Here is a 21803-nt window from a genome sequence, read left to right as displayed (position 1 = left end):
AGCTATTTTATACCAAGTATTTCCAGCGTCCTTTTATCGCGTTCGCCATGATAGAACTTGTCCAGTACACGGCTAAAAACCGGGAAGGTCGCGGGCACAGCATCAAATAGGGTCATTGACGACTTAAGCTTGAGGTCGTCGGGGCTACCGAAAACAGCATGCGGGTCATTTGTTTCCAATTCCAGCAGCGCTTTACAGATAGTCGTCAGCCGCAGCCCGAGTTCCGGGTCCATCAGCAGGTCTCCCGCTTCCTTTATATCTTTTATGGCGTAAAAACGTGACATTTCGGTCATGCCCAAACCTGCGATCTGCGGGAAGATATACCACATCCAGTGGCCTTGCTTGCGGCCGTCTTTGATTTCCGCCAGCGCGGTATCATAATCACGGTCCTGCGCAGTTTTAAAACGTTGTAAGTGCTCTTTCATTTTTTTACTTAGTTGCTTTTCCCCCTGAACAGCGAGATGATCCATATGATAATGGCGATCACGATCACGACTGCTATAATGCCCACCACCGCGCCGGCTTTGAAAATACCTGCGATGGCGGTACAGCTTGTAAATAAGGCGGCCATCATGAGGATGGCCACCGGCACAATGATTTTTTTCATGGTTATGTTTTTATGTTCACCCTGCGCTGCTATTATCCTGTATGTCGTCCGAGGGATAAGTTTCTGTTGATCCGGTATCCAGCCTGACGACGATCTTATCGCCAATAGCGTCAACAACCTCGCCTTCACCTGAAGGAGTGATCACACGCTGTCCTTTCAAAAATAGGTGCTCATCCATTATACTTGTACCTTTTCAGCGCCATAGGCACTCCATTGAGCGACACCTTTTGGTTCTGCATTTTTTACTTCAGCACTTTTGATCTTGCTCATGTCTTTATTGAGTTTTTCGCTTTCTTTTACCTCCGCGCCGAAATCATCCGGCAATTTCGTTTGGCCTTCTGTTTCTTGTACCTGTGCAATGGGGTCTTCAACGTAATTAAATTCTTTGCCCATGCCTTTGATCTCACCCTCATTCCACGGCCCGCGAACGGTACCGGCGGATAGGTTGTAAACGTTTTGCAGGTAGCGGGGATCGGCAGCCAATACTCCCGGCGGAAAATTAGGCTGAATGCTGTTCAAAGCTGCCTCAAACATTTTATAGTGTGTAACCTCCCGGGTCATCAGGAAGGATAAGGTTTCGTGGATGTACGGATCCTCTGTAAATTTCATCAAATGCTCGTAAACGAGCTTGGCCCGTGATTCAGAAGCCAGGTTGCTGCGCAGGTCTACGGTCAGGTCGCCATTGGAGTGGATGTAGGAAGCACACCAGGGAATGCCCTGGCTGTTACGCGGGGTGACGCCGCCTCCGGTGATGATGCCAAACTGCGGATTAGCAAATACCGCTGCGTGGATAATATCCTCTTTAGCGGCCTTGCCGTTTAATACCTGCATGATTTCGGAACTATCGGCAGCGTTTTTGAGTTCGCCGTTCACACCCTTCAGCAGCATCTGGATGGTAGCGCCCACGATCTCCAGGTGACTGAATTCTTCGGTGGCGATGTCCATCAGCATATCGTATTTATCCGGGTGTGGAACTTTCGCGCCGAAGGCCTGGGTGAAATATTGCATGGCAGCGGCCAGCTCACCGTTTTCGCCGCCGAATTGCTCCAATAACAGGTTCGCAAAACGCGGATCGGGACGAGATACCCTGGCATTGAATTGAAGGTCTTTTACATGGTGAAACATAATATTATTTGTTTTAGGTAAATGTATAATGATAAAACTACAGGAGTTGATATTATGTTTTTAATTAATTAAATAATTTATAAAGAAATATAAAAACAATATTTAACTGAAAATAGTTGTTGTACTACCTTTTAAGCGCTTTCCGCAAGCGTTTGCAGCGTAATTATGCCAATTGTTGAAAGATTATTTTTTTTACCATGAATGCAACCTCAGCCTGGCTATTGGCTGTTAATTCAAAATTGAACAGTCCCGGCCTGACCGCTGTTTATGAACAGCAGGCAGTAGGTTATGCCTTTAAAGTTTATCTGATTGATGACTCCTGCTGGATGGTTGTAGCCTGGCCGAAAGGCAGCCGGATCGCTTTCCGGCTTGCTTATTCACCCAACGATCAGCTGGAACTCAGGAAAGTCATGGAGAAGGATCAAAACATTACTTTTCGGATCGCCTCCCTGATGGGGGAATACGAGGCTGTTGTCCGGTTACCGGTTGGAGAAATCCCCGTGCTGCGTTTTACGACAACACTGAGAGCGGCAGCACCGATCTTGTTCCCTTTCTGGCCGAGGGATATCGTGCCGCTCGGCGCAGTTAGCAGCGATAAGATAGCTGAAGGTGAGATCAAAGTCAGCCAGGTAGGCACACGTTCCGGACAGCTCTATTTTAGCCTGACCCGGCCGAAGGCGGGTTCTGTGCTTTACCTACAGAATCTGACCGCACTGGCGGACTATAACCAGCAGACCGAGACCTCGGCCGGTGATACGGTGGGTGGTGAATGGCCGGAAATTGGATTTGCCCTGCCACCTACTTTGAAAAATAAACCATTGGAAGCCGGGAAAACGTATGCCCTGAGTGACGCGTTTATCGTCTTTTCTGAAGAAGTACCTGCAGATGAGGGAGCCATGGTACGCCAGTATCTTGATTTATTAGCGGCAGTTTATCTGGAATTGCCAAAACCCGCCACTACTTATAAAAACTGGCCTGAAACTTTACAAAAAGGTTTAACTGACCTGACCGAAAGCCCGGGTTGCTGGTCACAGGTGAACGGAAATCATTACCTGAATGCTTATGTCTGTGATTATGCAACACCACCCGAGATCATGGTACAACTGGCAGTACTCCTGCCTTTGCTGGATTATGTAGAATGGAGCGATGGCCAGCTGGAAGTGATGAAAAAGATCAAGGAAGGCCTGCCCGCTTTTTATAATGAGGAATTTGGCACGATCATGCGCTGGCACCCTAAAGTGGCCGATAAGATGGAAGGCGAAGAAGAACACAAAAAGCCAATGGTTATGGATTCCTGGTATCTGCATCACCCGCTGCTGAACTTGTCACGCTTAGCGCTCAAAGGGGATAAAGTTGCCGAAAAGCTGTTCCTGGATTCGCTGGAATTCGCAATAAAGGTGGCCCGTCATTTCAATTACAGGTGGCCGGTGTTTTATAAAATGGATACGCTCGAGGTGATCAAAGCGGAAACACAACCTGGAAAAGGCGGTGAAAAGGATGTGCCGGGTTTGTATGCACATGTGATGCTGCAGGCCTGGGAACTGACAGGCAACAAACGTTATCTGGCCGAAGCTGAAAGAGGCGCTTTAAAACTGCAAGGTTTAGGTTTTGACTTATTCTACCAGGCGAATAATACCTCCTTCTCGGCAGGTGCCTTATTACGGCTGTATAAGATCACCCAAAAAGAAGTATATAAAGAGCTCAGTTATTTATGCCTGGCTAATGTGTTCAGGAACGTAAAACTCTGGGACTGCAATTATGGCTACGGTCGGAATTTTCCATCTTTTTTTGCCCTGTTCCCGTTGAACGATGCGCCCTATACGGCGGTTTACGAGGAGCAGGAAGTCTTCTGTGCCTTTCATGATTACCTGAGGCAGGCGGAGGGTGTCGAGATCCTGCCGTCGCTCCGATTACTGATGGCTGAATATATCCGGTATCTGGTAGACCGTGCCGTGTATTATTACCCGACAATGCTGCCCAAAGAAATGTTATCCGATGAGGTAAAGACCGGCGAGGTAGACGCAAGCCTATGGATCGCCCTGGAAGACATGCATGATGGCTGGGAACAGTCCGGCGAAGTTGGGCAGGAGGTTTACGGCGCGGGAAATGCTTTCGGTATCCTGCCGCGCCATTATATGCAGGTGGAAGATGAGCCCTTTATGATCTACACCGATTATCCCACTTATGGCTTTTCGCCAAAAAAGCACCTTCCGGCCAGATTCAGACTGGCGGGAGATGCGCGGCTTAATTGCCGCCTGATGCTGGTTAAAACGGATAAAGGTAAAATGCCGGAATTTACGGTGATGTTGAACGACGGTAAAGAGCCTGCTAAAGGCAAAAAAACAAAAGAAGGCCACCTGGAGTTTACCATCCCCGGTGACAGTGAAATTCATATCAAATGGAAAGCCTTATGAAAAAAAAGACGAATTTGTTCGAACGTTTCAGCAACTGGGCCACAGCGGCCACCGGAAGTTCCGCGGCATTTATCATCGCTACATCCACCGTGCTCATCTGGGCAGTTACGGGACCGTTATTTCATTACTCGGAAACCTGGCAACTGGTGATCAATACCGGCACGACGATCATTACCTTTCTGATGGTGTTTTTAATTCAGAAGTCGCAGAATAAGGACTCCAAAGCCATCCACCTGAAGTTAAATGAATTATTAGCTTCGCATGAGGGCACCAGTAACCGCATGGTGAATATCGAGGACCTGACCGAGGAAGAACTGGACCATCTTTATAAATTTTATATCCGGTTGTCCGATCTGGCAGAAAAGGAAAATGATCTGACCCGCACGCATTCAATAGATGCTGCTGCAGAAAACCAGAAAAGAAAATCACAGACACGGAAGCCGATTAAAAAGACCTGAGCCATGAATAAGCCAACTACAATCACCGCGATGATCGAATGTCCGAAGGGATCGAACCAGAAGTTCGACTATGATCCGGCGGAAAAACGTTTTAAACTGAATAAGATCCTGCCCGCCGGACTTGTCTTTCCCTTTGATTTCGGGATGATCCCGGGAACCAAAGGTGAGGACGGCGACCCGCTGGATATCATCGTGATCTCTGAAGGTTCCGCTTTCCCCGGTTGCCTGGTAGATTGCCGGATCATCGGTGGGCTAAAAGCAGAGCAAACCGAACGGAACGGGCACAAGGTACGGAATGACCGTTTTATCGGCATCCCGGATGTTTCCCTGTTATACTCGGACATCCATACACTGGAGGAACTGCCACAGGTTCTCATTGACCAGCTCGAAGCCTTTTTCAAAAATTATAACGAACAGGCGGGCAAGAAATTTAACGTGACTGCGAGGCTAAACGCCCCGCAGGCCGCCAAATTATTAAGTGAGTGAAGAAATAAAGCAGCTGCTCATACCGGTCATGCTGGCATCACTGTAAAGTACCGCCTGGCTCGTTAACCGTAAGCCGGCTGCGGAATTAAAGAAGCCCGCAGCTGTCTGCGGTAAATGAATTAAATAAGAATCAAATCAATTGCTATGGAACTGCTGTTAAAAATTTTTGGTGAGGGCAAAGACCTCAATGCCCTGCAGATGAGCAGCCGGGGCGTAGTCATTTTTATAATTGCCTTCCTGCTCATCCGCGTCTCGGGACGCCGCTCGTTTGGCGTGCGGACGCCGCTCGACAACATTATTACCATTTCACTGGGAGCCATCATGAGCCGGGCGGTTGTGGGTGCATCAGCTTTTGTACCGGTAATCGTCTGCTGTTTTGTGATTGTTTTCCTGCACCGGGTCTTTGGCTGGCTGATCGTTCATCATAAGGCATTCGGCCGCTTTGTGGAAGGCGATAAAATCCTGCTATTTGATCAGGGAAAGTTCATTAAAAGCCATATGGAAAAAGGGTTAGTGTGTGAAGAAGATATCATGCAGGGTGTCCGGAAGTCAGCGCTAACCGAAGATATGGAGGGGGTTGAAACAGTTTATATGGAAAGAAACGGCGAGATCAGCGCAATCCGGAAAAAATGAAAATTGTTCTGATTTTTCAGGGAGTTTGGAACGCTTCTTGTTTTTTTAACAACAGCGTTGTTCATTATAGTTTTAACCAAAATAAAATCTACAATCATGCCTACAAAAAGCAACAAAAAGTCTGCAGCAGCAGCCAGCCGCACACCAGAAGCTGAAAGTGCGCTGAAAGAATTATTTATTGATGAGATCAAGGACATCTACTGGGCGGAAAAACATTTAGCCTCCGCTTTGCCGAAACTGATCAAGGGAGCGACCTCGGAAGACCTTAAACAAGCCATTAGCAACCACCTGGAAGAAACCAAGAACCATGTGACCCGTCTGGAAAGCGCTTTCGCTTCGATCGGTGAAAAAGCAGTGGCTAAGAAATGCCTGGCCATGGAAGGCCTGCTAAACGAAGCTACTGAACTACTGTCCGATACAGACAAAGGCACAGAAGTAAGGGATGTAGCTATTATTTCTGCTGCTCAAAAGGTAGAACATTACGAGATCGCATCTTATGGTACCCTGCGCACCTTAGCCGGAACCCTGGGCTATAGTGAAGCACAGAACCTGTTTGACGAAACCTTAGCTGAAGAAAAAAATGCCGATACCCTGTTGACCCAAGTAGCCGAAAATTATGTGAATGAAGCCGCTGCCGCTGAAGTAGAATAAAAGAAGCAAATTGTGATCTTTCAGGGGATACCGGAAGGTATCCCTTTTTTGTTTAAGTTTTGCTTAGCGCCGCGATCAAAAGTTCAGCGGTCGCCTCGATGGTCTGATGAATGACCTCCTCACAGGAACCGGAAAACACTTGACGGAAGCTGGCTTCACGACCACAGATCAAAGCAAAAACGAACATGGTGCCGACCGGTTTCTCCGGTGTTTCGCTGCCGCCGGGAGTGGTCAGGCCGGTAACGGTTACCTGAATATCCGAATCGATTATTGTTTTTAAGCGGCAAGCCATCTCCCGGGTCACTTCCATCGATTCCGGCGTGTATTTATCAATGAGTTCCTGTGGTACACCTAGTAAACTGACTTTCAAACTCGCGTCATAACAGGCAATGCCCCCTTTAAGCACTTTACCAGATTCTTCGGTCAGCGCAAATTCGGAGCAGAGCCAGCCCGCTGTCGCGCTTTCTGCAAAAGCGATACTCAGCCCTCGTTGAGCTATGAGTTTACTGCAACCGATGATTTTGCTTTCCGCCATTTATATTTAACGATCTGGCTCTGAAAATGGTTTGGATATACAGACATTTGGCGCAAGCATCAGGTCTTTTCTCAACAATCATAAATTCCGTATACAGACCGACTACTACTTATCACTTATCGTCCTTACCGAATAACTCCCTCAGCTTATCCTTTGCTTTTTCCAGCGTGTCTTTTTCGTCTGCGTTTAAGTTCTTCCCGGCCCGGTTCTCGTAAAAGGTCAGCATAGACATCGCGCTTTGATAAGGCGAAGATTTTCGCCGTTTGCTTGTCTCCGCCGAATGTTTTACTGATGCCGCGATCTTATCCGGATCTCCGGATTTAAAAATATCTTTCTCCAGATCCATCGCATCGCTGTGCTCTGTAACATCTGCAGACCATTTGTTTACTGTTTTTTTTGTTTTCGTAGTCATAGAAGTATAGTTTATCAGTAAATGATTTTAGTATCGTTGATAATAACCTTCTTGCTTGTCGCTTTCTGCTTCCGCTTTTTTATCCTCTTCCAGTAGATTGGTACCGATAGGGTTAGCGGCTAATAATTTGGCAAACCAGGCCAGGTTTGCGGTCATATAACGCAAGGTTTTATTGGTATATAAATACCGTTCGCCGCCAGCTTCCACATAATCTTTTTCTCCTCCGGCCATACCAACCCAATAGGCGTTAACATTTGGTGGAATTGTAAAGCCCACTTCCTGCAAAGCCCAGAGTACTTGCGCGGCGCAGCTATGGGCACCGTCTTCGTTGCCGGTAACCAGGCAGCCGCCTACTTTATTATAGGGCATATATTGTCCGTTTTCTTGACTGCTCAGTTCTTCGTCCCGGAAAATAGCATCTAACCGTTCAATCACTTTTTGAGCGGTCGAGGCCAGGTGTCCCATCCAGATGGGCGTGGCGATAATAAAAATTTGGCAGGATTTGATCTTTTCCAGGATAAGCGGCCATTGGTCACCCCCTCCTTCATCAGAAGAATTACCGGTAAGTACCTGGTAATCATTAAGACGGATAATCTCCGTTTCAAACCCCTGCTCACGAAGCTGGCTTGCCGCCTTGTCAGCCAATGCGCCTGTGTTGGAAAAATCTGGATGGCGTTTGAGCGTACAGTTTATAAGTAATGCTTTCATGAAGTTTGTTTTAATAATTAGTTAGAAAAATAACAGCCTGATGTGATTCAGCTATCACTGTTCTTCTTTTTTTCTTTTGCAAAATGAGCGCGCGCCTGCTTTAAACCAGTCGCTATTGCTTCCCCTTCATTGCCGGTTGTTCGCAACACTTCATTGGCGATCTCCGTTGCCTTTTCCCTGATTTTCTTAGGTTGGTTCTTATAAGATGGCGGGTAGTTTCCGTTATACCATGGCATAAGCTAATTTTTAAATGTTTCCTAAATACGCTTTCATTTCACCCTTGTTTTCCATTTGCGTTCGGCAGCGCCTGCCTGATGACAGGCGCTGTAAAAAGATCAGGAAAAAAATCCCTTGTCTTCTTTGGGTTCGGTGCTTGCCTGGTAATTGATATTATTTTCAGCGATCTGGGTCAGCAGGTTGTCTGCTTCCTTTTCTTCCTCCAGGGTCTGGACCAGGAGGTCGGCCGCATCATTATATCCTAAAGTTTTAGCCAGTGTGACCATGCCGCCGTATGTGGCGATCTCATAATGTTCTGCCTTTTGTCCGGCGAAGATCAAACCTACATCCCGTTGCGCGGTGCCTTCTTCGGTTTCATCTATAATATCTTCGCCTTCGTCAACAATACCGGCCATCGCCGCGCATTTGGTGGTGTCCACGTCTTCGCCAATCAGACCAAAGACCTGTTCCAACCGGGTAACATGGTTTTGAGTTTGTGTGAGGTGATTGCCGAAGGCATCCTTCAGTTCGGCGGATGTAGCGGCTTCCTGCAATTTCGGCAAGGTTTTAACCAGTTTTTTTTCTGCCCAAAGCAAGTCTTCTAATTGATCGACAAAAAACTCCCTGAGTTTTGAATCGGTAGTCTGTGCGGTTTGTGTTTCCATGATATTTGTTTTTGATAAATGATTTAGTAATTTCTTTAAATTGGATCGATGCCTGGATCATGGCCAGGCGAGCCGCTATGTATTAAGGCTGTCCCGAGCCGCCGGATGAACCATAGATCTGTCCGGTTGCGTAACTGGCATCTGAGGCAGCCAATTGTACATAGATAGAGGCCAGTTCTGCGGGTTGTCCGGGTCTACCCAATGGTGTTTGTCCGCCGAACTGCTTCAGCTTTTCCTGGCTGGCACCGCCACTAACCTGTAACGGTGTCCAGATCGGTCCGGGTGCGACACCATTTACACGGATGCCTTTCAGCCCTAATTGTTTTGCCAGCGACTTGACATAATTCATTGTCGCAGCCTTTGTTTGCGCGTAATCATAAAGATCGGGTGAAGGATCGTAAGCCTGTTCAGAAGTGGTACCGATGATAACCGAGCCTGGCTGTAAATGCGGCAAAGCCGCTTTAATGATCCAGAAAGGAGCATAAATATTGGTTTTCATCGTCCAGTCAAACTGTTCTGTAGAAATGTCCAAAATAGACTGGTTGCTTTGCTGCCTCCCTGCATTATTTACTACAATATCCAAACCGCCCAAACCCTTAACCGCCTCGTCTACGAGTTTTTTGCAAAAAGCTTCATCACGCAGATCGCCAGGAATTGCGATGGCTTTTCGGCCTTCAGCTTTGATCAATGCGATCACCTCTTTGGCATCTTCTTCCTCTGTCGGGAAATAATTGATCGCCACATCAGCACCTTCACGGGCGTAGGCTATGGCGGTAGCTCGTCCCATCCCCGAATCGCCACCGGTGATCAACGCCTTGCGACCAGCTAACCGTCCCGAACCTTTATAGCTTTTTTCGCCGTGATCCGGTTTGGGGTTCATTTTACTGGCTAAGCCTGGCCAGGGCTGTGACTGGCCTTCAAAAGGCGGCTTGGGGTATTTGGTGATCGGATCTTCTAATGCTTTTGCTTCCATTATACTGTTTGTTTTACCGCCTGCTGCGAAGACAGGTGCTACTGCCGCGACAGCTAAAGTGGCACCTAACCCGGCGACCGCTTGCCGCCGGGTGATTTTATGTTCTTCGTTCATGGTAGTGTAGGATGTATTTTGTTATGATTTCTTTTTTGGAACCTTAGCGCCTTCCTTGCGGGCTTCCGACAATCCGATTGCCACAGCTTGTTTTCTGGACGTTACTTTTTTATAGCTTTTGCCACTTTTTAGTGTTCCTTCTTTTTCCTCATGTAAGGCTTTGTGGACCTTGTCCTGTGCCTTTTCTGAATACTTTGCCATTTTTTTGATTTAATTGTTATTCATAGTATAAACGATTCCGTTGATTATATAACCTTATCCGTTGACTACTTCACCACCGTTTACGTGGATGACCTGGCCCGTTATAAAAGAAGCATCATCCGAAGCCAGAAAAACATAGGCAGGTCCAAGCTCCGAAGGCTGTCCAGCCCGTTTCATGGCTGTTTCACTTCCAAAACTTTTGATCTTTTCCTCATCGAAGGTGGATACGATCAGGGGTGTCCATACCGGCCCGGGAGCAACAGCATTTACACGGATCTTTTTTTCAACAAGATTTGTTGCGAGTGAGCGCGTAAAGGTTGTAATAGCTCCTTTAGTCGAAGAGTAATCAATCAGCGAAGGAGAGGAACGGTAAGCGGTTACCGAGGTGGTATTGATAATACTATCACCTTCATGCATATGCACCACTGCTGCCTCAGCGAAGTAGAAATAAGCAAATATATTGGTGCGGAAAGTGGTGTCCAACTGCTCGGGGTCAATCGCCTTGACATCTTTTTGTGGAAATTGCATTCCTGCATTATTGACGAGGATATTCAGCTTTCCATATTTCTTAACGGTCCTTTCGACCGCGTTTTTGCAAAAGGCAGCATCCTTCACATCTCCTTTGATAAGCAGGCAATTTCTGCCCGCGGCTTCCACCAAATTTTTGGTTGTTTCGGCGTCATTATCTTCATCGAGGTAAACGATGGCTATATCCGCACCTTCTTCGGCAAAATGGACGCTGACAGCCCGGCCGATGCCGCTGTCACCACCTGTGATCAGGGCTATCTTGCCCTGGAGTTTGCCGGCGGCCTTGTAACTATCCTTAATATATTCCGGTTTCGGATCCATCTCCGCTTCAATACCCCTCTGGCGATCCTGTTTTTGTGGCTTTTTTGTTTTCGTTTCCATATCGGTCAAATGTTTTCTCCTTCAAATTACTTTTTCAATTTTAGCCCGGAATGGCAGATCAACTATTTGCATAAACTCTCTTTATTGGCAATGCTGCCTGATTTATGAAAAATTACTGCTTGCATCATACAGATTCATTCTTTGATAAATGAGTAAAATTGGCGGCGGCAGAAAGCGGGCGGGAGCGGCAAAATAATCTGAATAAATCACCTCCAATATTATTCCAGTAGTGGATATATGAGTAAAAATATTTTACATTTTAGCTATCTATACTTAAAATTATTTCTTTTTAATTTAATAATTGTACTAAAATCGACTATATGTGTCATTAATTTAGAACAGAGGTGTTCAATGAGGTATAGAGGCTGACGAGCAGAACTCTGAGATTTCAATTTCAGCTTTAAAGAATATCAAGAAGGCTAATTGTTTAAAAACCAATGCGGTAACTGGTGTTATCACATTGGGGAAATTGAAATAACCTTAAATTCAAAAGCTATGTCAGGAGTCAACAAAGTTATCCTGGTCGGCCATTTAGGAAAAGACCCGGAATTAAGATATTTACAAGACAATATCGCCGTTTTAAGTTTTCCGCTTGCCACGTCCGAGATTATTATGAAAAACGGTGTTAAGACAGAACATACAGAATGGCACAACATCGTGATGTGGCGGTCACCGGCGGAAGCGGGCCACAGAACACTCCATAAAGGAAAACTGATATATGTAGAAGGTAAATGCCGTACACGTTCTTTTGAAGATAAAGAAGGTATTAGGCGTTACACTACGAAAATTATTTCAGAAACCTTTACATTATTGGGGCGAAGTAGTGATTTTGAAATCGATGAATTGCTGGAAAATGTGACTCATTCACAGAAGTAGAAGCATTCAGCTACTACACGCTTTGAGAGGGAAATGGACATAATGCCTGTTGGCGGCTGCTTCGAGATGCCGCAGATTTATTCAAATATTAGTCTTTGCCGCATTCTGCAATTTTTTAATCGGCCAGATTTTCCTAAATCTCTCCTGCCCAATCGTCGTCATTACTGCCCTGGTTAGTAATTACGGAAACGATCCATAATAAAATCCCGGTCAGTAATAGCTTTTTATGCTCGGGAAAGGCATCAGCCGAATGGCTCATTATCCGCAGCACGTCAAAGATCAACATGCAGATCATCATGGAGATGATCAGTGTTCTAAGTAAAAATAACTTATTCATCATTCCATTTCCTCCAGGTTCTTTAAGCGAAAAACCTCTCTTGCGATCAATTTACAATTGTAAGCCAATTCATCCAGCGTACAGCAGATGGTTTTGACCTTTACCGGTAGTTCATCGACGGTTTCCATCAGGTCAATATGTAAAAGGCAAGAATCTTTTAAATTTTGGTGACATTTTAACTGCCCGAATAACTCATAGGCGGTACCGCGGTCGTCACCGAAGAAGTACTGTCCATAGTCGACAAAGCCGCGCGGCGTCTTCAGGCTTAATAAAATATAGAATTGTGTTTTCATAGCGGTTTATAAATGAAAGGGCCATTGCAAGAGGAGCACTTGCTTTTTTAACGCTGGCACATATCAGATGCTGTCCTTTTAAAAGCAGCCATCCGGCCGCGTATTTGGGCGTCAGCAAAGCGGTTAAATCGAATAACTTTAAATTTAAAGTCCCACTATAATTAAACTAACTTCTTAGTATATCCTGAAAAAGGCCGCCATGACGGCAGCCTTTCCGGATATATGATGGAGTCGATTATTTTATTTCGATCTGCCTGCGCAGGCTTTTTGCTTCCTCGCGCTTGGCAATATCGATGCGGAGTATGCCATCGGTATAACTTGCGCTGATCTGGCTGTCATCCGCACTTTCTGGCAGCGTAAAAGAACGCACGAACGAGCTGTAGCTATATTCGCGTTTGCTGTAATTTTTCTGGTTGTCTTCCTGACTGGCGGTTTGTTCAACTGCAATGTTCAGTACGTTACGTTCCAGGTTCAGTTTGAAATCTTCTTTCTTCAGACCCGGTGCAGCCAGTTCCACATGATAGTTGTTTTCCGTCTCGCTGATGTTGACAGCAGGTACGCGGGTTACCATACGGTCATTAAAAAAGGTGTCATTAAAAATAGAATCGAAAACATCACTAAAACCTGGTAATAGTGAACTGTTTCTTTTTTCAGGATTAAATTTAACCAATGTCATAATTTTTCTTTTAATTGTTTTTAAAAGGATCAAACCATTTATTCATTAAACTTAAAGAACGGTTGTTCGGCAGTAATACTACAAGTGAAATGCCAAAGCCAGAAATGGAATTAAAACTGAAATTTTTGCAGCGAGCAGCTGAAAAATTTACAGCGTCGCTGCCAGATTTTCATCGGCCTGACCTCTTTCAAAGGCTTAAAACCTTTCTGCGTTTTAAAGGTTATGATAAGATAAATCAAACAACAGGAGCCACTGAACAGATAATGCCGTTTTCTGGCCACACCGCACACTAATGACCAGACTTCAGCATTTACAAGAACTATCAACCCTGCAATCTATTTTTGAAGGCATTGACGACGCGATATTTTGCCACGACCTTGATATGCGGATTACCCATTGGAATCCGGCAGCCGAACGGTTATTCGGCTATGGTCATGAGGAAATAATCGATGAATCTGTTTACTTGCTGATCCCTGAAGAAAGGCAGCAGGAAAAAATGGAGATCATGCGTGATATTATGGAAGGGAAGCGGATCGGACATTTTAAAACCATTCGCAGAACCAGGGAAGGCGTTGAAATCCCCGTGTCTATAACCATTTCGCCTATCAGGGACCAGGAGGGACAAGTTATAGGATCGTCCCAGATTGCCCGCAGTATCATCGAAGAAAATACTGCCGAAGAAAAACAGGCCAGGCTGGCCGCCATTGTCGCCAGTTCGGACGATGCGATTGTCGGTAAAAGCCTGCAAGGCATCATCACCAGCTGGAATATCGGCGCAGAAAAAATGTTTGGCTATACGGAGCAGGAGGCTATCGGTCAACATATTTCATTACTAATACCGCCGGAACGTCTGGATGAAGAAGATATAATTATAGGAAATATTCGTGCCGGAAAAAAAGTAGATCATTTCCAGACTATCCGCAGAACTAAAGGCGGACAGCAGCTGCACATATCACTTACGGTATCGCCCATCCTCAACAAAGCCGGCGAAATCATCGGGGCTTCCAAAATTGCCCGGAACATTACAGCGCAGAAAGAAGCGGAACGGTCCATCGCTAAAAGTATGGAGCGTATGGAAATCCTCAATTCAATCAGTAAAAGTATCAATGAAGACCTCGATCTGCAACACATCTTACAAAAAGTGACCGATGCCACTACCAGGCTTACCGGTGCGGACTTTGGTGCTTTCTTCTATAACCAGGTGGACCAGGCTGGCGAATCTTATTGGCTTTATACTATTTCGGGCGCTCCAAGGGCGGCTTTTGAGAATTTCCCCATGCCCCGCAACACGGCCATTTTCCATCCAACATTTAGCGGTGAGGGGGTGGTCCGGGTGGATGACGTTACAAAAGACCCACGTTATGGAAAAAATTCACCATATTTTGGTATGCCAGAAGGCCATTTGCCGGTTGTGAGTTACCTTGCGGTTCCGGTTATTACCCATTCGGGTGTGGTCATCGGCGGGCTGTTTTTTGGTCATCAACAGGCTGGCATTTTTAAAGAAGAGCACGAGGACCTGGTTGTCACCGTAGCTTCACAGGCTGCCGTTGCCATAGATAATTCCAGGCTCTTTGAGGAAGTAAAAGATCTGAGCAATAAAAAAGATGAGTTTATCGCTCTGGCCTCCCATGAGCTTAAGACGCCACTGACTTCGATGAGCGGTTTTTTGCAGATTTTAGAAAGAATGGTTCCGGACGGTATTGCCAAAAGTTTTGCAGAAAAGGCACTGAAGCAATTGGCCAAACTCAACGACTTAGTCAATGACCTTTTTGATATATCTAAAATCCAGGCCGGTAAACTACAGTTGAATTTTGAACCTTTTGATCTTTCGGATCTTTTAGACGAAATCGCCGACACGTTTGGACAGACCCATGCCCACTATAATTTGAAAATGGCGGCAGATGGAGAGCTTTGGGTCTCGGGCGATAAAATGCGATTAGAACAGGTGCTCACGAATTTACTTGGAAATGCCGTGAAGTATGCGCCGGACGCCAGAGAGGTAAGCATGATTGCTATCAGGACCGGGAATGAGGTTCGCATCTCTGTGAAGGACCAGGGTCCCGGTATTTTGCCCGAAAACCAGCAGCACATTTTTAGCCAGTTTTACCGTGTTAAAGAGCAGGAGCGAAAGACCTCCGGGCTTGGCCTGGGACTTTACATATCCAAGGACATTATTGACCGGCACGGGGGGAGGATCTGGGTAGAAAGCACCCCGGGTCATGGAGCGACATTTACATTTTCTCTACCAGCTTTTACAAACTAAAACAGCCGTATAGACGTATATCACATATAATTGAAATTGTATGTCCACTAAGAAAGTGTTTGTTGTTGAAGACGATGAGGACATTAGGTTACTCATTGATTATATCCTAAAAGATGATCTTTACCAGGTGCAGCTGTTTCCAGATGTAAACACGCTTAAAAAGGGCCTTTCCCTGGAATTACCGGATTTAATTGTACTGGATATTATGCTGCCGGACGGCGACGGCGTCGAAATCTGCCGGCAACTGAAGGAGGATGCGGCTACCACTCATATTCCGGTTCTGCTGATGTCAGCACACCGGAGCAAGAGGGAAATCCAGGGAAATACCCATAGCGACGGATTTATCAGCAAGCCTTTTGACATCAATCAGTTCAAGGCGAAGGTTGATGAGTACATGTTGGCGTCGTGATCCGGGAATATGGACATTATTAGGATTCTCAGTAACGTTGAGCTCGATAGGAGGTTTGATGTGGATATCGATATCCTCAGAAAATCGCTCGATGATCTTAAAGCCTTTGGATAGGGATGTGCCGCCTTTCAGCTCGAAATCAAAACCCTGAGTATTCAACCCGAATAATACGTGCATAATACAGTAATCCTTTTCGATCAACCCAGCCTGTATTCCTTTCTCATTTTCTAGTATCCGTAGCCATATTATGTGTTTGAATGTTGCAGGATAGGCTCAAAAAGTTTTTTGGCCCGGACATTCCCATAAGTGCTGACTGACAGCTTCAGCGTCCTTTTGTCCGTCGACTGGGCTTTGTTCAGTACATTCTTTGATACGGCCTGCCTATTATCTTCAGCCAGTTTATCCAAATCGTTGACTAGGTCTACCATTAAAAATTCAGGACTCGCCTTAGTCGGAAAATGTGGCTTTACCTGAAAATCGAACTTCCCCCCAGTGGTTATGAACATTGGGAGAGGTTAGCAAAAAACGATCATCCTTTAAAAATTTACGGACAAGTACCTCTTCTTTCGGCGGTGTTTGGCCGAATACCGTTTCTTTGGGATAATAATAAACGCCCTGTGAAAGCTTTTGGAGTGTGCCATCACCGACCGGAGCACCTAAATGCCGGTCAACAGATTTTGACCAGGGGGCGAGCTCCTCCCTGCAGTAAACATACCCCCGCTTCAAGTGTTTTTTAAGTTCATCCAATTTGCTCATCGCTATTCTCCTTTTACGAGGATCGCAATAATATAATCAATATGTAAATATTTTCATTGAAAATTCATGCAAAATATATGTCATTAAATTTGCTTATTGGGCAATTACTTTGGGAGTAGTGAAGCTATTTTAAAAAATGGGAATGACAGCGATATGGCAGGGATGAAAATGTAAATTAAAGAGGCTGTACCATAAATCATGATGCAGCCTCTTAACGCATTGTCTTAAAATGCCCTTTATTCTGAAATATTTTTCCAGCTAAGAACATTATATTTTGTTCTTTTTTCATTTTCAGCACCGCCATAGATCAGTGTTTTATTTACTTCGGCTGGAGCAGCAATTTCTTCAAAACGATCCATTTCTTTAAATAATCCGGTACTAATGGTTTGAGTTGCCTTGATCTCAAAAATAGAAAACCCTTGGCTTTTTGTCATTAGCAGATCAACCTCATGCGCATTACTATCCTGCCAGAAATAATAATCCTGGTGCAGATATAAGTGATGGTTCTTTTTTTGATATTCAGCCAGTATCATATTCTCAAATATGTGCCCTTTCAATCTGTTTTCTTCCAATTCTTCAGCAGTTCTTATTCCTAACAAATGATTTAACAGGCCGGTATCGTAAAAATACAATTTGGGGCTTTTGACCAGGCGCTTATTAAAGTTTTGATGATAAGGCTGCAAAAGAAATATAATGTAGCTGCTTTCGAGTATAGATAACCAAGCTTTAGCGGTTGTATGTGAAATATCGCACTCATTAGCTAATGCGCTGAAATTTAATAATTGCCCTGCACGCCCTGCACACAAACCTAAGAATGTCCTAAAAAGTTTTAAGTCCCTGATATTCATTAATTCTGTTACATCTTTTTCTATATAGGTTTGAATGTAATTTGCATAAAAAATAACAGGGTCAATATCCCTGTCGAAAATAGCCGGATAGAAACCCTTAACGCAGGTTTGGATATAGGAATCTGCTAACAAGTCATCACGCTTTAATTCAGTAAAATCCAAAGGGAGTAATTTGAACAGGGCTACCCTGCCGGCCAGGGTTTGAGTAATGCTATTTAACAAATGGAAGTTTTGTGAGCCCGATAGAATATATTGTCCCATTATTTTGGATTCATCAACCCTGCTCTGTATATAAGAAAACAAAGCTGGCGCTCGTTGCACCTCATCCAAAATAACTTTCTGATCGTATTGATTCAAAAAAGCAATAGGATCTTCTAATGCGAATGAACGTGTATTTGGATTTTCCAGTGTTACATAACGATAATCACTAAAAAGCTCTTTTAACAAGGTTGTCTTACCTGATTGCCGGGGACCAGTAACAGCTAAAACAGGAAATTTTGTTTGTTGGGCCTTAATAATAGGTGCTATCTGCCTTGGTATAAATTTGCTCATCTCTTACGAAATTACAGACAAAGTTACAATTTACATAGCAAAAACTTTCAATTTACATGACTTTAATTGGCAATATACATAAAATGGAGATTTATACTAAACTATGGATGATAACCAATTCTGCTAGAAAGTAAAGGATACCAAATCCCCGCATGTCCGTGGGGATTCTAAACATTCACAACAATTCAATTTCGCCAAGGAGGATGCCGTACCCGATCTCGATTTGAATGAAGTGATCGGAAAATCAGTAAAAGGGGAGGGATCCGTAATGCCGGCACCCAAGCGAAGTGCCTTTGTTATCCTCGAAAAGAAAAGATGATGATTAAACATGGGTTGCTTTGCGTTGTTTAAATGAAGTAGCAATTGATGAAGAGTTGAGATTATTTAAAACCTTCTGCCTATAATGATTTTGATAATGGCCTTATCTGCATTTTGTGTAAAGCCATAACCTATTCCCCCATTAAATTCCCATTGCGGATCAAAATTCAGATCGGTTGCTACGAATAACTGGTGATCCTGTTGTTTGAAAATGTCATAATGAAAAAAGGGCCCGGTACTACCATAATATTCTAATCCGAGGGCAACAACTTTGGTTACATCATAGCTGCCTTTAACATTAGGTGAAAAGGTAAATCCCCGGTTTTCATCCGGGCCTTTAAAGCTTTTCTCCAGTGTTGGGTTAATGGAAATATATAATTTATTCCATTTTTTATCTACAATGGGTCTTATTTCCAACGTGCTGGTATTTGCTGAAAATGCACTTTTCTGAAAGCCAAATTCGGTCGAAATACTCACACCTATGGGCCAGTTCCAGCTCTGCGGTGCGGCAACTCTTGGTCTGATATGCGAGCCTACGTAAGCAGTGCGTCCGGCATCTCCCACAGAATTGAAAAAATAAAAACCGGTTTCGAACCAGGTAGTCCAGCCATGGGTTATCTCAATGGTTTCATGTTCTACATGATTTGTTGGAAGCTCACCATTAGTGATCGTTTTACTTCCATTGAGGGTAAAATTACTGTGCAGCTCCAACATTGTTCTACCCTTTTCAACTGTTTCAGAACCATAAACCTGGATCTCATAATTGTCCTGTGCTTTAAGTTTCAGGATAGAAAACATAAGGATTAGCAAGCATAGATATTTCATTAGTATTTAGCTTTAAAACGCATGTAAAATCACATTCGTCCTAAAACTATCTCCGCAATCTGAAGCAAAATTGTAGTTGGATGGTAGATCTTAATTGTATTAAAAAATTGACAGAACAGGGACTTTTAATCTTGGATTACCTAAGGTTTTTCAGAACTTGAGGATAAAAGTGTGCCACCCGGAATCATACTCATAGTGAATACCATAACCATAATGCTGACAGATATTTTTAACCAGCGTTAATCCAAGGCCAGTACCCTGCGATTCCTTCCCTTTTTGAAAACGCTCAAAGATCAATTGCTCATTTAACGAGTGATTAGCACCGGTATTCTTAATGGATAATTGCGCTCCGTTCAATTCAATAATAATTATGCCGCCAGGGTTATTATGCCTGATCGCATTACTAAATAGGTTATTTAATAAGATATCGATCAAATATCTACTGGCCAGCACCCGTTTTGGCTGTAGGCTGTGCTCAAACGAAAGGGCTTTAGTTTGCATCAGTTCCTGAAACTGCAGCATTTTCTCGGACAGTACTGCCTCCAGATTAATTGACTCATTTTCGGTAATCAATTTATTTTCCAGTTTGGCCAACAATAATAACGATTGGTTAAGTCGGGTGGATTTATTGATCGAGCCGTAAATGTCTGTGATCTGCTCCAATTGCCCGGCACTTAATGTTTCATCCTGGATCAGCGTATCCAGCTTTGTAGTCACTACAGCCAAAGGTGTCATCATTTCGTGAGAGGCATTCTCCGTAAATTGTTTCAGGCTCAGGTAATCATAGGTTACCCTTAACGACATTTCCCTAATAGCTTCGTTGAGTTCAGCAAATTCATCTACCTTACTTGGTTTTCCTTTAAACTGGTCAACATCCGCGATGTTAAATTGCTTAATCTCCTTCAAAGTTAATTGAAATGGCTTCCAAAGCCCGTTGAGCATGTACTTATTGGTGATAAATAACACCAATAACAGGCCAGCAAGCAGCACCAGTGTAATGATGGTAATAACCTCTATGAGATATTTTTGCCCTGCTCTGGAGATGGTTATAACAACTTTGTAATTCGTATCCTTTAATTTAACCAGGTCTTCAACGGCACGTCCAGCTTCTTTCCGCTGCTCCTTAGGGTTGAAATAAGTAGTATCAAAAAAACGCTTCCGTAATTCCTGCTCATTGGTTCTGGTAAACACGGCATGGTCGCGATCGAGGTCATACTGTTGTGGATTCAGATTGCTGCTCCTGACATACTCTTCTGCTTCTATCAATTGTTGCTGAAGTCCCTGGTCCAGCTGTTGTTGAGCAATGTAATTAATAGCAAAATAATAGATGACGGCCCCGGCCAGTAAGACGGTCAAAGTAATATAAATACTCGTCCTGGTATAATGTGCCGATAATTTCATTAACCTATAAATTTATAACCAATCCCATAAATGGAAGTTAAATAGTCCTTACCACCTGCATCCAATAACTTCCTGCGCAGATTTTTGACGTGCGTATAAATAAAATCAAAGTTATCATGCATATCCATCTCATCGCCCCATAAATGTTCAGCTATGGCATTTTTAGAGATAACTTTTCCCTTATTGGCAATGAAATACAATAACATATCATATTCCTTTCTGGTGAGGATAATAGAGGCTTCATTAACTTCAACCGTCCGGCCCTGCACATCGATGGTAATTTCATTAAATATTAACTTATTGTTGGTATTTAAAGCCTTTCGGCGATAAACTGCCATCAGGCGGGCCTTGAGCTCTGCTAAATGAAAAGGTTTGGTCAGGTAGTCGTCAGCTCCGATATCCAGTCCCTTTAATTTATCCTCCAGGGAGTTCCGGGCAGATATGATCAATACCCCTTCGTTCTTCTGGTTGGTCCGAAGGTATTGCAGCACATCTAGCCCTTCTCCATCAGGCAGCCCGATATCCAGCAAAACACAATCATAATCATAGTCTGATAGTTTCTGCAGGGCTGGATTTAGCGCGCTACAGCTCTCGCAGATATTGCCATCTACATTCAAATAGTTTGTGATATTCTCACGTAAACTTTGCTCGTCTTCTATTACCAGGATTTTCAAAGCTGCTTTTATTCAAATGTAAAGCTTAAAATTGAAGAGAACCTGAAGTATAATGCGACCTATCATTTTATTAATTGGATAATCGTATCGCGACTACAGATTTGCTTCATATTCATTCAGTAATTTACAAACAATTGATCAAGATCAATAGATCAAATCTGATTAACGTCAAAATGACTTTAGAAGCCAGCACTAACTTAAGACCACTATGGCAATTATATCACCTGTCCGTAAAGATACTTGGCATCCCGAGCCTATAAAAAAATATTCTGCTTCACTGCGCTTATGGCATTGGGCCAACACCATTGCTATCAGCGGTTCACTGATTACCGTGTTGATCAATTCAACTATTACCGATGAAAGACCTGTATCAACATTGATTAAAACTCAATTAAAAAATGCCGGTGCCACAGTAAGCAACGAACAGGCTGGTTCAGTTGCACACGCGCTTGGCGATAGCGTCTGGAA

The 21803-nt window shown here is 44.1% G+C and carries 30 protein-coding genes and 1 pseudogene; 10 read left to right on the top strand and 21 right to left on the bottom strand.

Translation table 11 applies throughout. From position 1 onward, the window contains the following. Positions 1-2 precede the first annotated feature (2 nt). Genes ACTJKG_RS26070 through ACTJKG_RS26055 form a run of 4 tightly spaced genes read right to left on the bottom strand, consistent with a single transcriptional unit; the run spans position 3 to position 1732 of the window. On the bottom strand, positions 3-425 hold the full coding sequence (locus ACTJKG_RS26070; RefSeq protein ID WP_440740820.1) for a DUF1810 domain-containing protein: 423 nt from the start codon (positions 423-425) through the stop codon (positions 3-5). A gap of 8 nt (positions 426-433) precedes the next feature. Further along, positions 434-607 (bottom strand): hypothetical protein, encoded by a 174-nt coding sequence (locus tag ACTJKG_RS26065; RefSeq protein ID WP_183566016.1) that lies wholly within the window; start codon positions 605-607, stop codon positions 434-436. A gap of 16 nt (positions 608-623) precedes the next feature. Beyond that, positions 624-785, bottom strand: a complete 162-nt coding sequence (locus tag ACTJKG_RS26060; RefSeq protein WP_243483848.1) for a hypothetical protein — start codon at positions 783-785, stop codon at positions 624-626. Further along, positions 785-1732, bottom strand: coding sequence for a manganese catalase family protein (locus ACTJKG_RS26055; RefSeq protein ID WP_440740819.1), 948 nt, complete (start codon positions 1730-1732; stop codon positions 785-787). Before ACTJKG_RS26055 ends, ACTJKG_RS26060 begins: the two co-directional genes overlap by 1 nt. Positions 1733-1929: 197 nt before the next feature. Here ACTJKG_RS26055 and ACTJKG_RS26050 point away from each other — a divergent pair, with 197 nt between their 5' ends. The 5 genes from ACTJKG_RS26050 to ACTJKG_RS26030 all read left to right on the top strand — a co-directional run bounded on the left by ACTJKG_RS26050 (position 1930) and on the right by ACTJKG_RS26030 (position 6374). Continuing rightward, positions 1930-4146 carry a hypothetical protein gene (locus ACTJKG_RS26050; protein ID WP_440740818.1) on the top strand — a complete coding sequence of 739 codons (2217 nt, stop codon included), beginning with the start codon at positions 1930-1932 and terminating at the stop codon, positions 4144-4146. Then, complete coding sequence (locus ACTJKG_RS26045; protein ID WP_243483844.1) at positions 4143-4604, top strand: low affinity iron permease family protein; 462 nt, start codon at positions 4143-4145, stop codon at positions 4602-4604. The genes ACTJKG_RS26050 and ACTJKG_RS26045 overlap by 4 nt, the downstream gene beginning before the upstream one ends. Before the next feature lie 3 nt (positions 4605-4607). Next, the gene (locus ACTJKG_RS26040) at positions 4608-5090 is read left to right on the top strand and encodes an inorganic diphosphatase (RefSeq protein WP_440740817.1); all 483 of its coding nucleotides are present in this window, start codon (positions 4608-4610) and stop codon (positions 5088-5090) included. Positions 5091-5234: 144 nt separating this feature from the next. Next, positions 5235-5723 carry a DUF421 domain-containing protein gene (locus ACTJKG_RS26035; RefSeq protein ID WP_440740816.1) on the top strand — a complete coding sequence of 163 codons (489 nt, stop codon included), beginning with the start codon at positions 5235-5237 and terminating at the stop codon, positions 5721-5723. 96 nt (positions 5724-5819) lie between these two features. After that, a complete protein-coding gene (locus ACTJKG_RS26030) occupies positions 5820-6374 on the top strand; it encodes a YciE/YciF ferroxidase family protein (RefSeq protein ID WP_440740815.1) in 555 nt (184 codons plus the stop codon). Between the two features lie 52 nt (positions 6375-6426). Here the strand turns inward: ACTJKG_RS26030 and ACTJKG_RS26025 are convergent, their stop codons facing one another. From ACTJKG_RS26025 to ACTJKG_RS25990, 8 genes are all read right to left on the bottom strand, one after another. Beyond that, positions 6427-6909, bottom strand: coding sequence for a CinA family protein (locus ACTJKG_RS26025; protein WP_440740814.1), 483 nt, complete (start codon positions 6907-6909; stop codon positions 6427-6429). 112 nt (positions 6910-7021) lie between these two features. Further along, a complete protein-coding gene (locus tag ACTJKG_RS26020) occupies positions 7022-7321 on the bottom strand; it encodes a DUF3175 domain-containing protein (protein ID WP_090463195.1) in 300 nt (99 codons plus the stop codon). Positions 7322-7348: 27 nt separating this feature from the next. After that, the gene (locus ACTJKG_RS26015; protein WP_440740813.1) at positions 7349-8029 is read right to left on the bottom strand and encodes a flavodoxin family protein; all 681 of its coding nucleotides are present in this window, start codon (positions 8027-8029) and stop codon (positions 7349-7351) included. A 47-nt stretch (positions 8030-8076) separates the two neighbouring features. After that, a complete protein-coding gene (locus tag ACTJKG_RS26010) occupies positions 8077-8265 on the bottom strand; it encodes a hypothetical protein (protein ID WP_243483828.1) in 189 nt (62 codons plus the stop codon). A gap of 99 nt (positions 8266-8364) precedes the next feature. Next, the gene (locus tag ACTJKG_RS26005) at positions 8365-8910 is read right to left on the bottom strand and encodes a YciE/YciF ferroxidase family protein (RefSeq protein WP_243483826.1); all 546 of its coding nucleotides are present in this window, start codon (positions 8908-8910) and stop codon (positions 8365-8367) included. Between the two features lie 82 nt (positions 8911-8992). Beyond that, a complete protein-coding gene (locus ACTJKG_RS26000; protein WP_440740812.1) occupies positions 8993-9997 on the bottom strand; it encodes an SDR family oxidoreductase in 1005 nt (334 codons plus the stop codon). Between the two features lie 21 nt (positions 9998-10018). Further along, entirely contained in the window at positions 10019-10198 is a 180-nt protein-coding gene (locus ACTJKG_RS25995) for a DUF6496 domain-containing protein (protein ID WP_440740811.1), read from the bottom strand. Between the two features lie 54 nt (positions 10199-10252). Beyond that, positions 10253-11107: an SDR family oxidoreductase gene (locus ACTJKG_RS25990; RefSeq protein WP_440740810.1), complete on the bottom strand. Its 855-nt coding sequence runs from the start codon at positions 11105-11107 to the stop codon at positions 10253-10255. Between the two features lie 495 nt (positions 11108-11602). On the opposite strand from ACTJKG_RS25990, the gene ACTJKG_RS25985 reads away from it, so the two are divergent. Then, the gene (locus tag ACTJKG_RS25985) at positions 11603-11983 is read left to right on the top strand and encodes a single-stranded DNA-binding protein (protein WP_440740809.1); all 381 of its coding nucleotides are present in this window, start codon (positions 11603-11605) and stop codon (positions 11981-11983) included. 133 nt (positions 11984-12116) lie between these two features. Here the strand turns inward: ACTJKG_RS25985 and ACTJKG_RS25980 are convergent, their stop codons facing one another. The 3 genes from ACTJKG_RS25980 to ACTJKG_RS25970 form a co-directional block, all read right to left on the bottom strand. Next, the gene (locus ACTJKG_RS25980) at positions 12117-12323 is read right to left on the bottom strand and encodes a hypothetical protein (RefSeq protein WP_143013796.1); all 207 of its coding nucleotides are present in this window, start codon (positions 12321-12323) and stop codon (positions 12117-12119) included. Beyond that, a complete protein-coding gene (locus ACTJKG_RS25975; protein ID WP_440740808.1) occupies positions 12320-12613 on the bottom strand; it encodes a hypothetical protein in 294 nt (97 codons plus the stop codon). Before ACTJKG_RS25975 ends, ACTJKG_RS25980 begins: the two co-directional genes overlap by 4 nt. 235 nt (positions 12614-12848) lie before the next feature. Then, on the bottom strand, positions 12849-13289 hold the full coding sequence (locus ACTJKG_RS25970) for an Hsp20/alpha crystallin family protein (RefSeq protein WP_243483820.1): 441 nt from the start codon (positions 13287-13289) through the stop codon (positions 12849-12851). Between the two features lie 89 nt (positions 13290-13378). Here ACTJKG_RS25970 and ACTJKG_RS25965 point away from each other — a divergent pair, with 89 nt between their 5' ends. The 3 genes from ACTJKG_RS25965 to ACTJKG_RS25955 are packed head-to-tail and all read left to right on the top strand — an operon-like array spanning position 13379 to position 15961. Beyond that, complete coding sequence (locus ACTJKG_RS25965; protein ID WP_440740807.1) at positions 13379-13582, top strand: hypothetical protein; 204 nt, start codon at positions 13379-13381, stop codon at positions 13580-13582. Further along, positions 13582-15552 (top strand): PAS domain S-box protein, encoded by a 1971-nt coding sequence (locus tag ACTJKG_RS25960; protein ID WP_440740806.1) that lies wholly within the window; start codon positions 13582-13584, stop codon positions 15550-15552. The genes ACTJKG_RS25965 and ACTJKG_RS25960 overlap by 1 nt, the downstream gene beginning before the upstream one ends. 40 nt (positions 15553-15592) lie before the next feature. Beyond that, positions 15593-15961 carry a response regulator gene (locus ACTJKG_RS25955; protein ID WP_440740805.1) on the top strand — a complete coding sequence of 123 codons (369 nt, stop codon included), beginning with the start codon at positions 15593-15595 and terminating at the stop codon, positions 15959-15961. Here ACTJKG_RS25955 and ACTJKG_RS25950 read toward each other — a convergent pair. The 6 genes from ACTJKG_RS25950 to ACTJKG_RS25925 form a co-directional block, all read right to left on the bottom strand. Next, positions 15842-16138 (bottom strand): nucleotidyl transferase AbiEii/AbiGii toxin family protein, encoded by a 297-nt coding sequence (locus ACTJKG_RS25950; protein ID WP_440740804.1) that lies wholly within the window; start codon positions 16136-16138, stop codon positions 15842-15844. The genes ACTJKG_RS25955 and ACTJKG_RS25950 overlap by 120 nt on opposite strands. Before the next feature lie 270 nt (positions 16139-16408). Further along, positions 16409-16717, bottom strand: coding sequence for a hypothetical protein (locus tag ACTJKG_RS25945; protein ID WP_440740803.1), 309 nt, complete (start codon positions 16715-16717; stop codon positions 16409-16411). Between the two features lie 236 nt (positions 16718-16953). Continuing rightward, positions 16954-18117 carry an ATP-binding protein gene (locus ACTJKG_RS25940; protein ID WP_440740802.1) on the bottom strand — a complete coding sequence of 388 codons (1164 nt, stop codon included), beginning with the start codon at positions 18115-18117 and terminating at the stop codon, positions 16954-16956. A gap of 384 nt (positions 18118-18501) precedes the next feature. Next, positions 18502-19233 carry a hypothetical protein gene (locus ACTJKG_RS25935; RefSeq protein ID WP_440740801.1) on the bottom strand — a complete coding sequence of 244 codons (732 nt, stop codon included), beginning with the start codon at positions 19231-19233 and terminating at the stop codon, positions 18502-18504. A gap of 177 nt (positions 19234-19410) precedes the next feature. After that, positions 19411-20661: a sensor histidine kinase gene (locus tag ACTJKG_RS25930; RefSeq protein WP_440740800.1), complete on the bottom strand. Its 1251-nt coding sequence runs from the start codon at positions 20659-20661 to the stop codon at positions 19411-19413. After that, positions 20661-21335 (bottom strand): response regulator transcription factor, encoded by a 675-nt coding sequence (locus ACTJKG_RS25925; RefSeq protein ID WP_440740799.1) that lies wholly within the window; start codon positions 21333-21335, stop codon positions 20661-20663. The genes ACTJKG_RS25930 and ACTJKG_RS25925 overlap by 1 nt, the downstream gene beginning before the upstream one ends. Positions 21336-21543: 208 nt before the next feature. On the opposite strand from ACTJKG_RS25925, the pseudogene ACTJKG_RS25920 reads away from it, so the two are divergent. Beyond that, positions 21544-21803, top strand: a pseudogene (locus ACTJKG_RS25920) (cytochrome b/b6 domain-containing protein); the annotation flags it as partial.

It is taken from the genome of Mucilaginibacter sp. 22184, from assembly GCF_052045695.1.
GTDB lineage: Bacteria > Bacteroidota > Bacteroidia > Sphingobacteriales > Sphingobacteriaceae > Mucilaginibacter.
The sequence above is the reverse complement of the archived record's forward strand: the minus strand, read 5'-3'. Positions and strand labels throughout refer to the sequence as shown.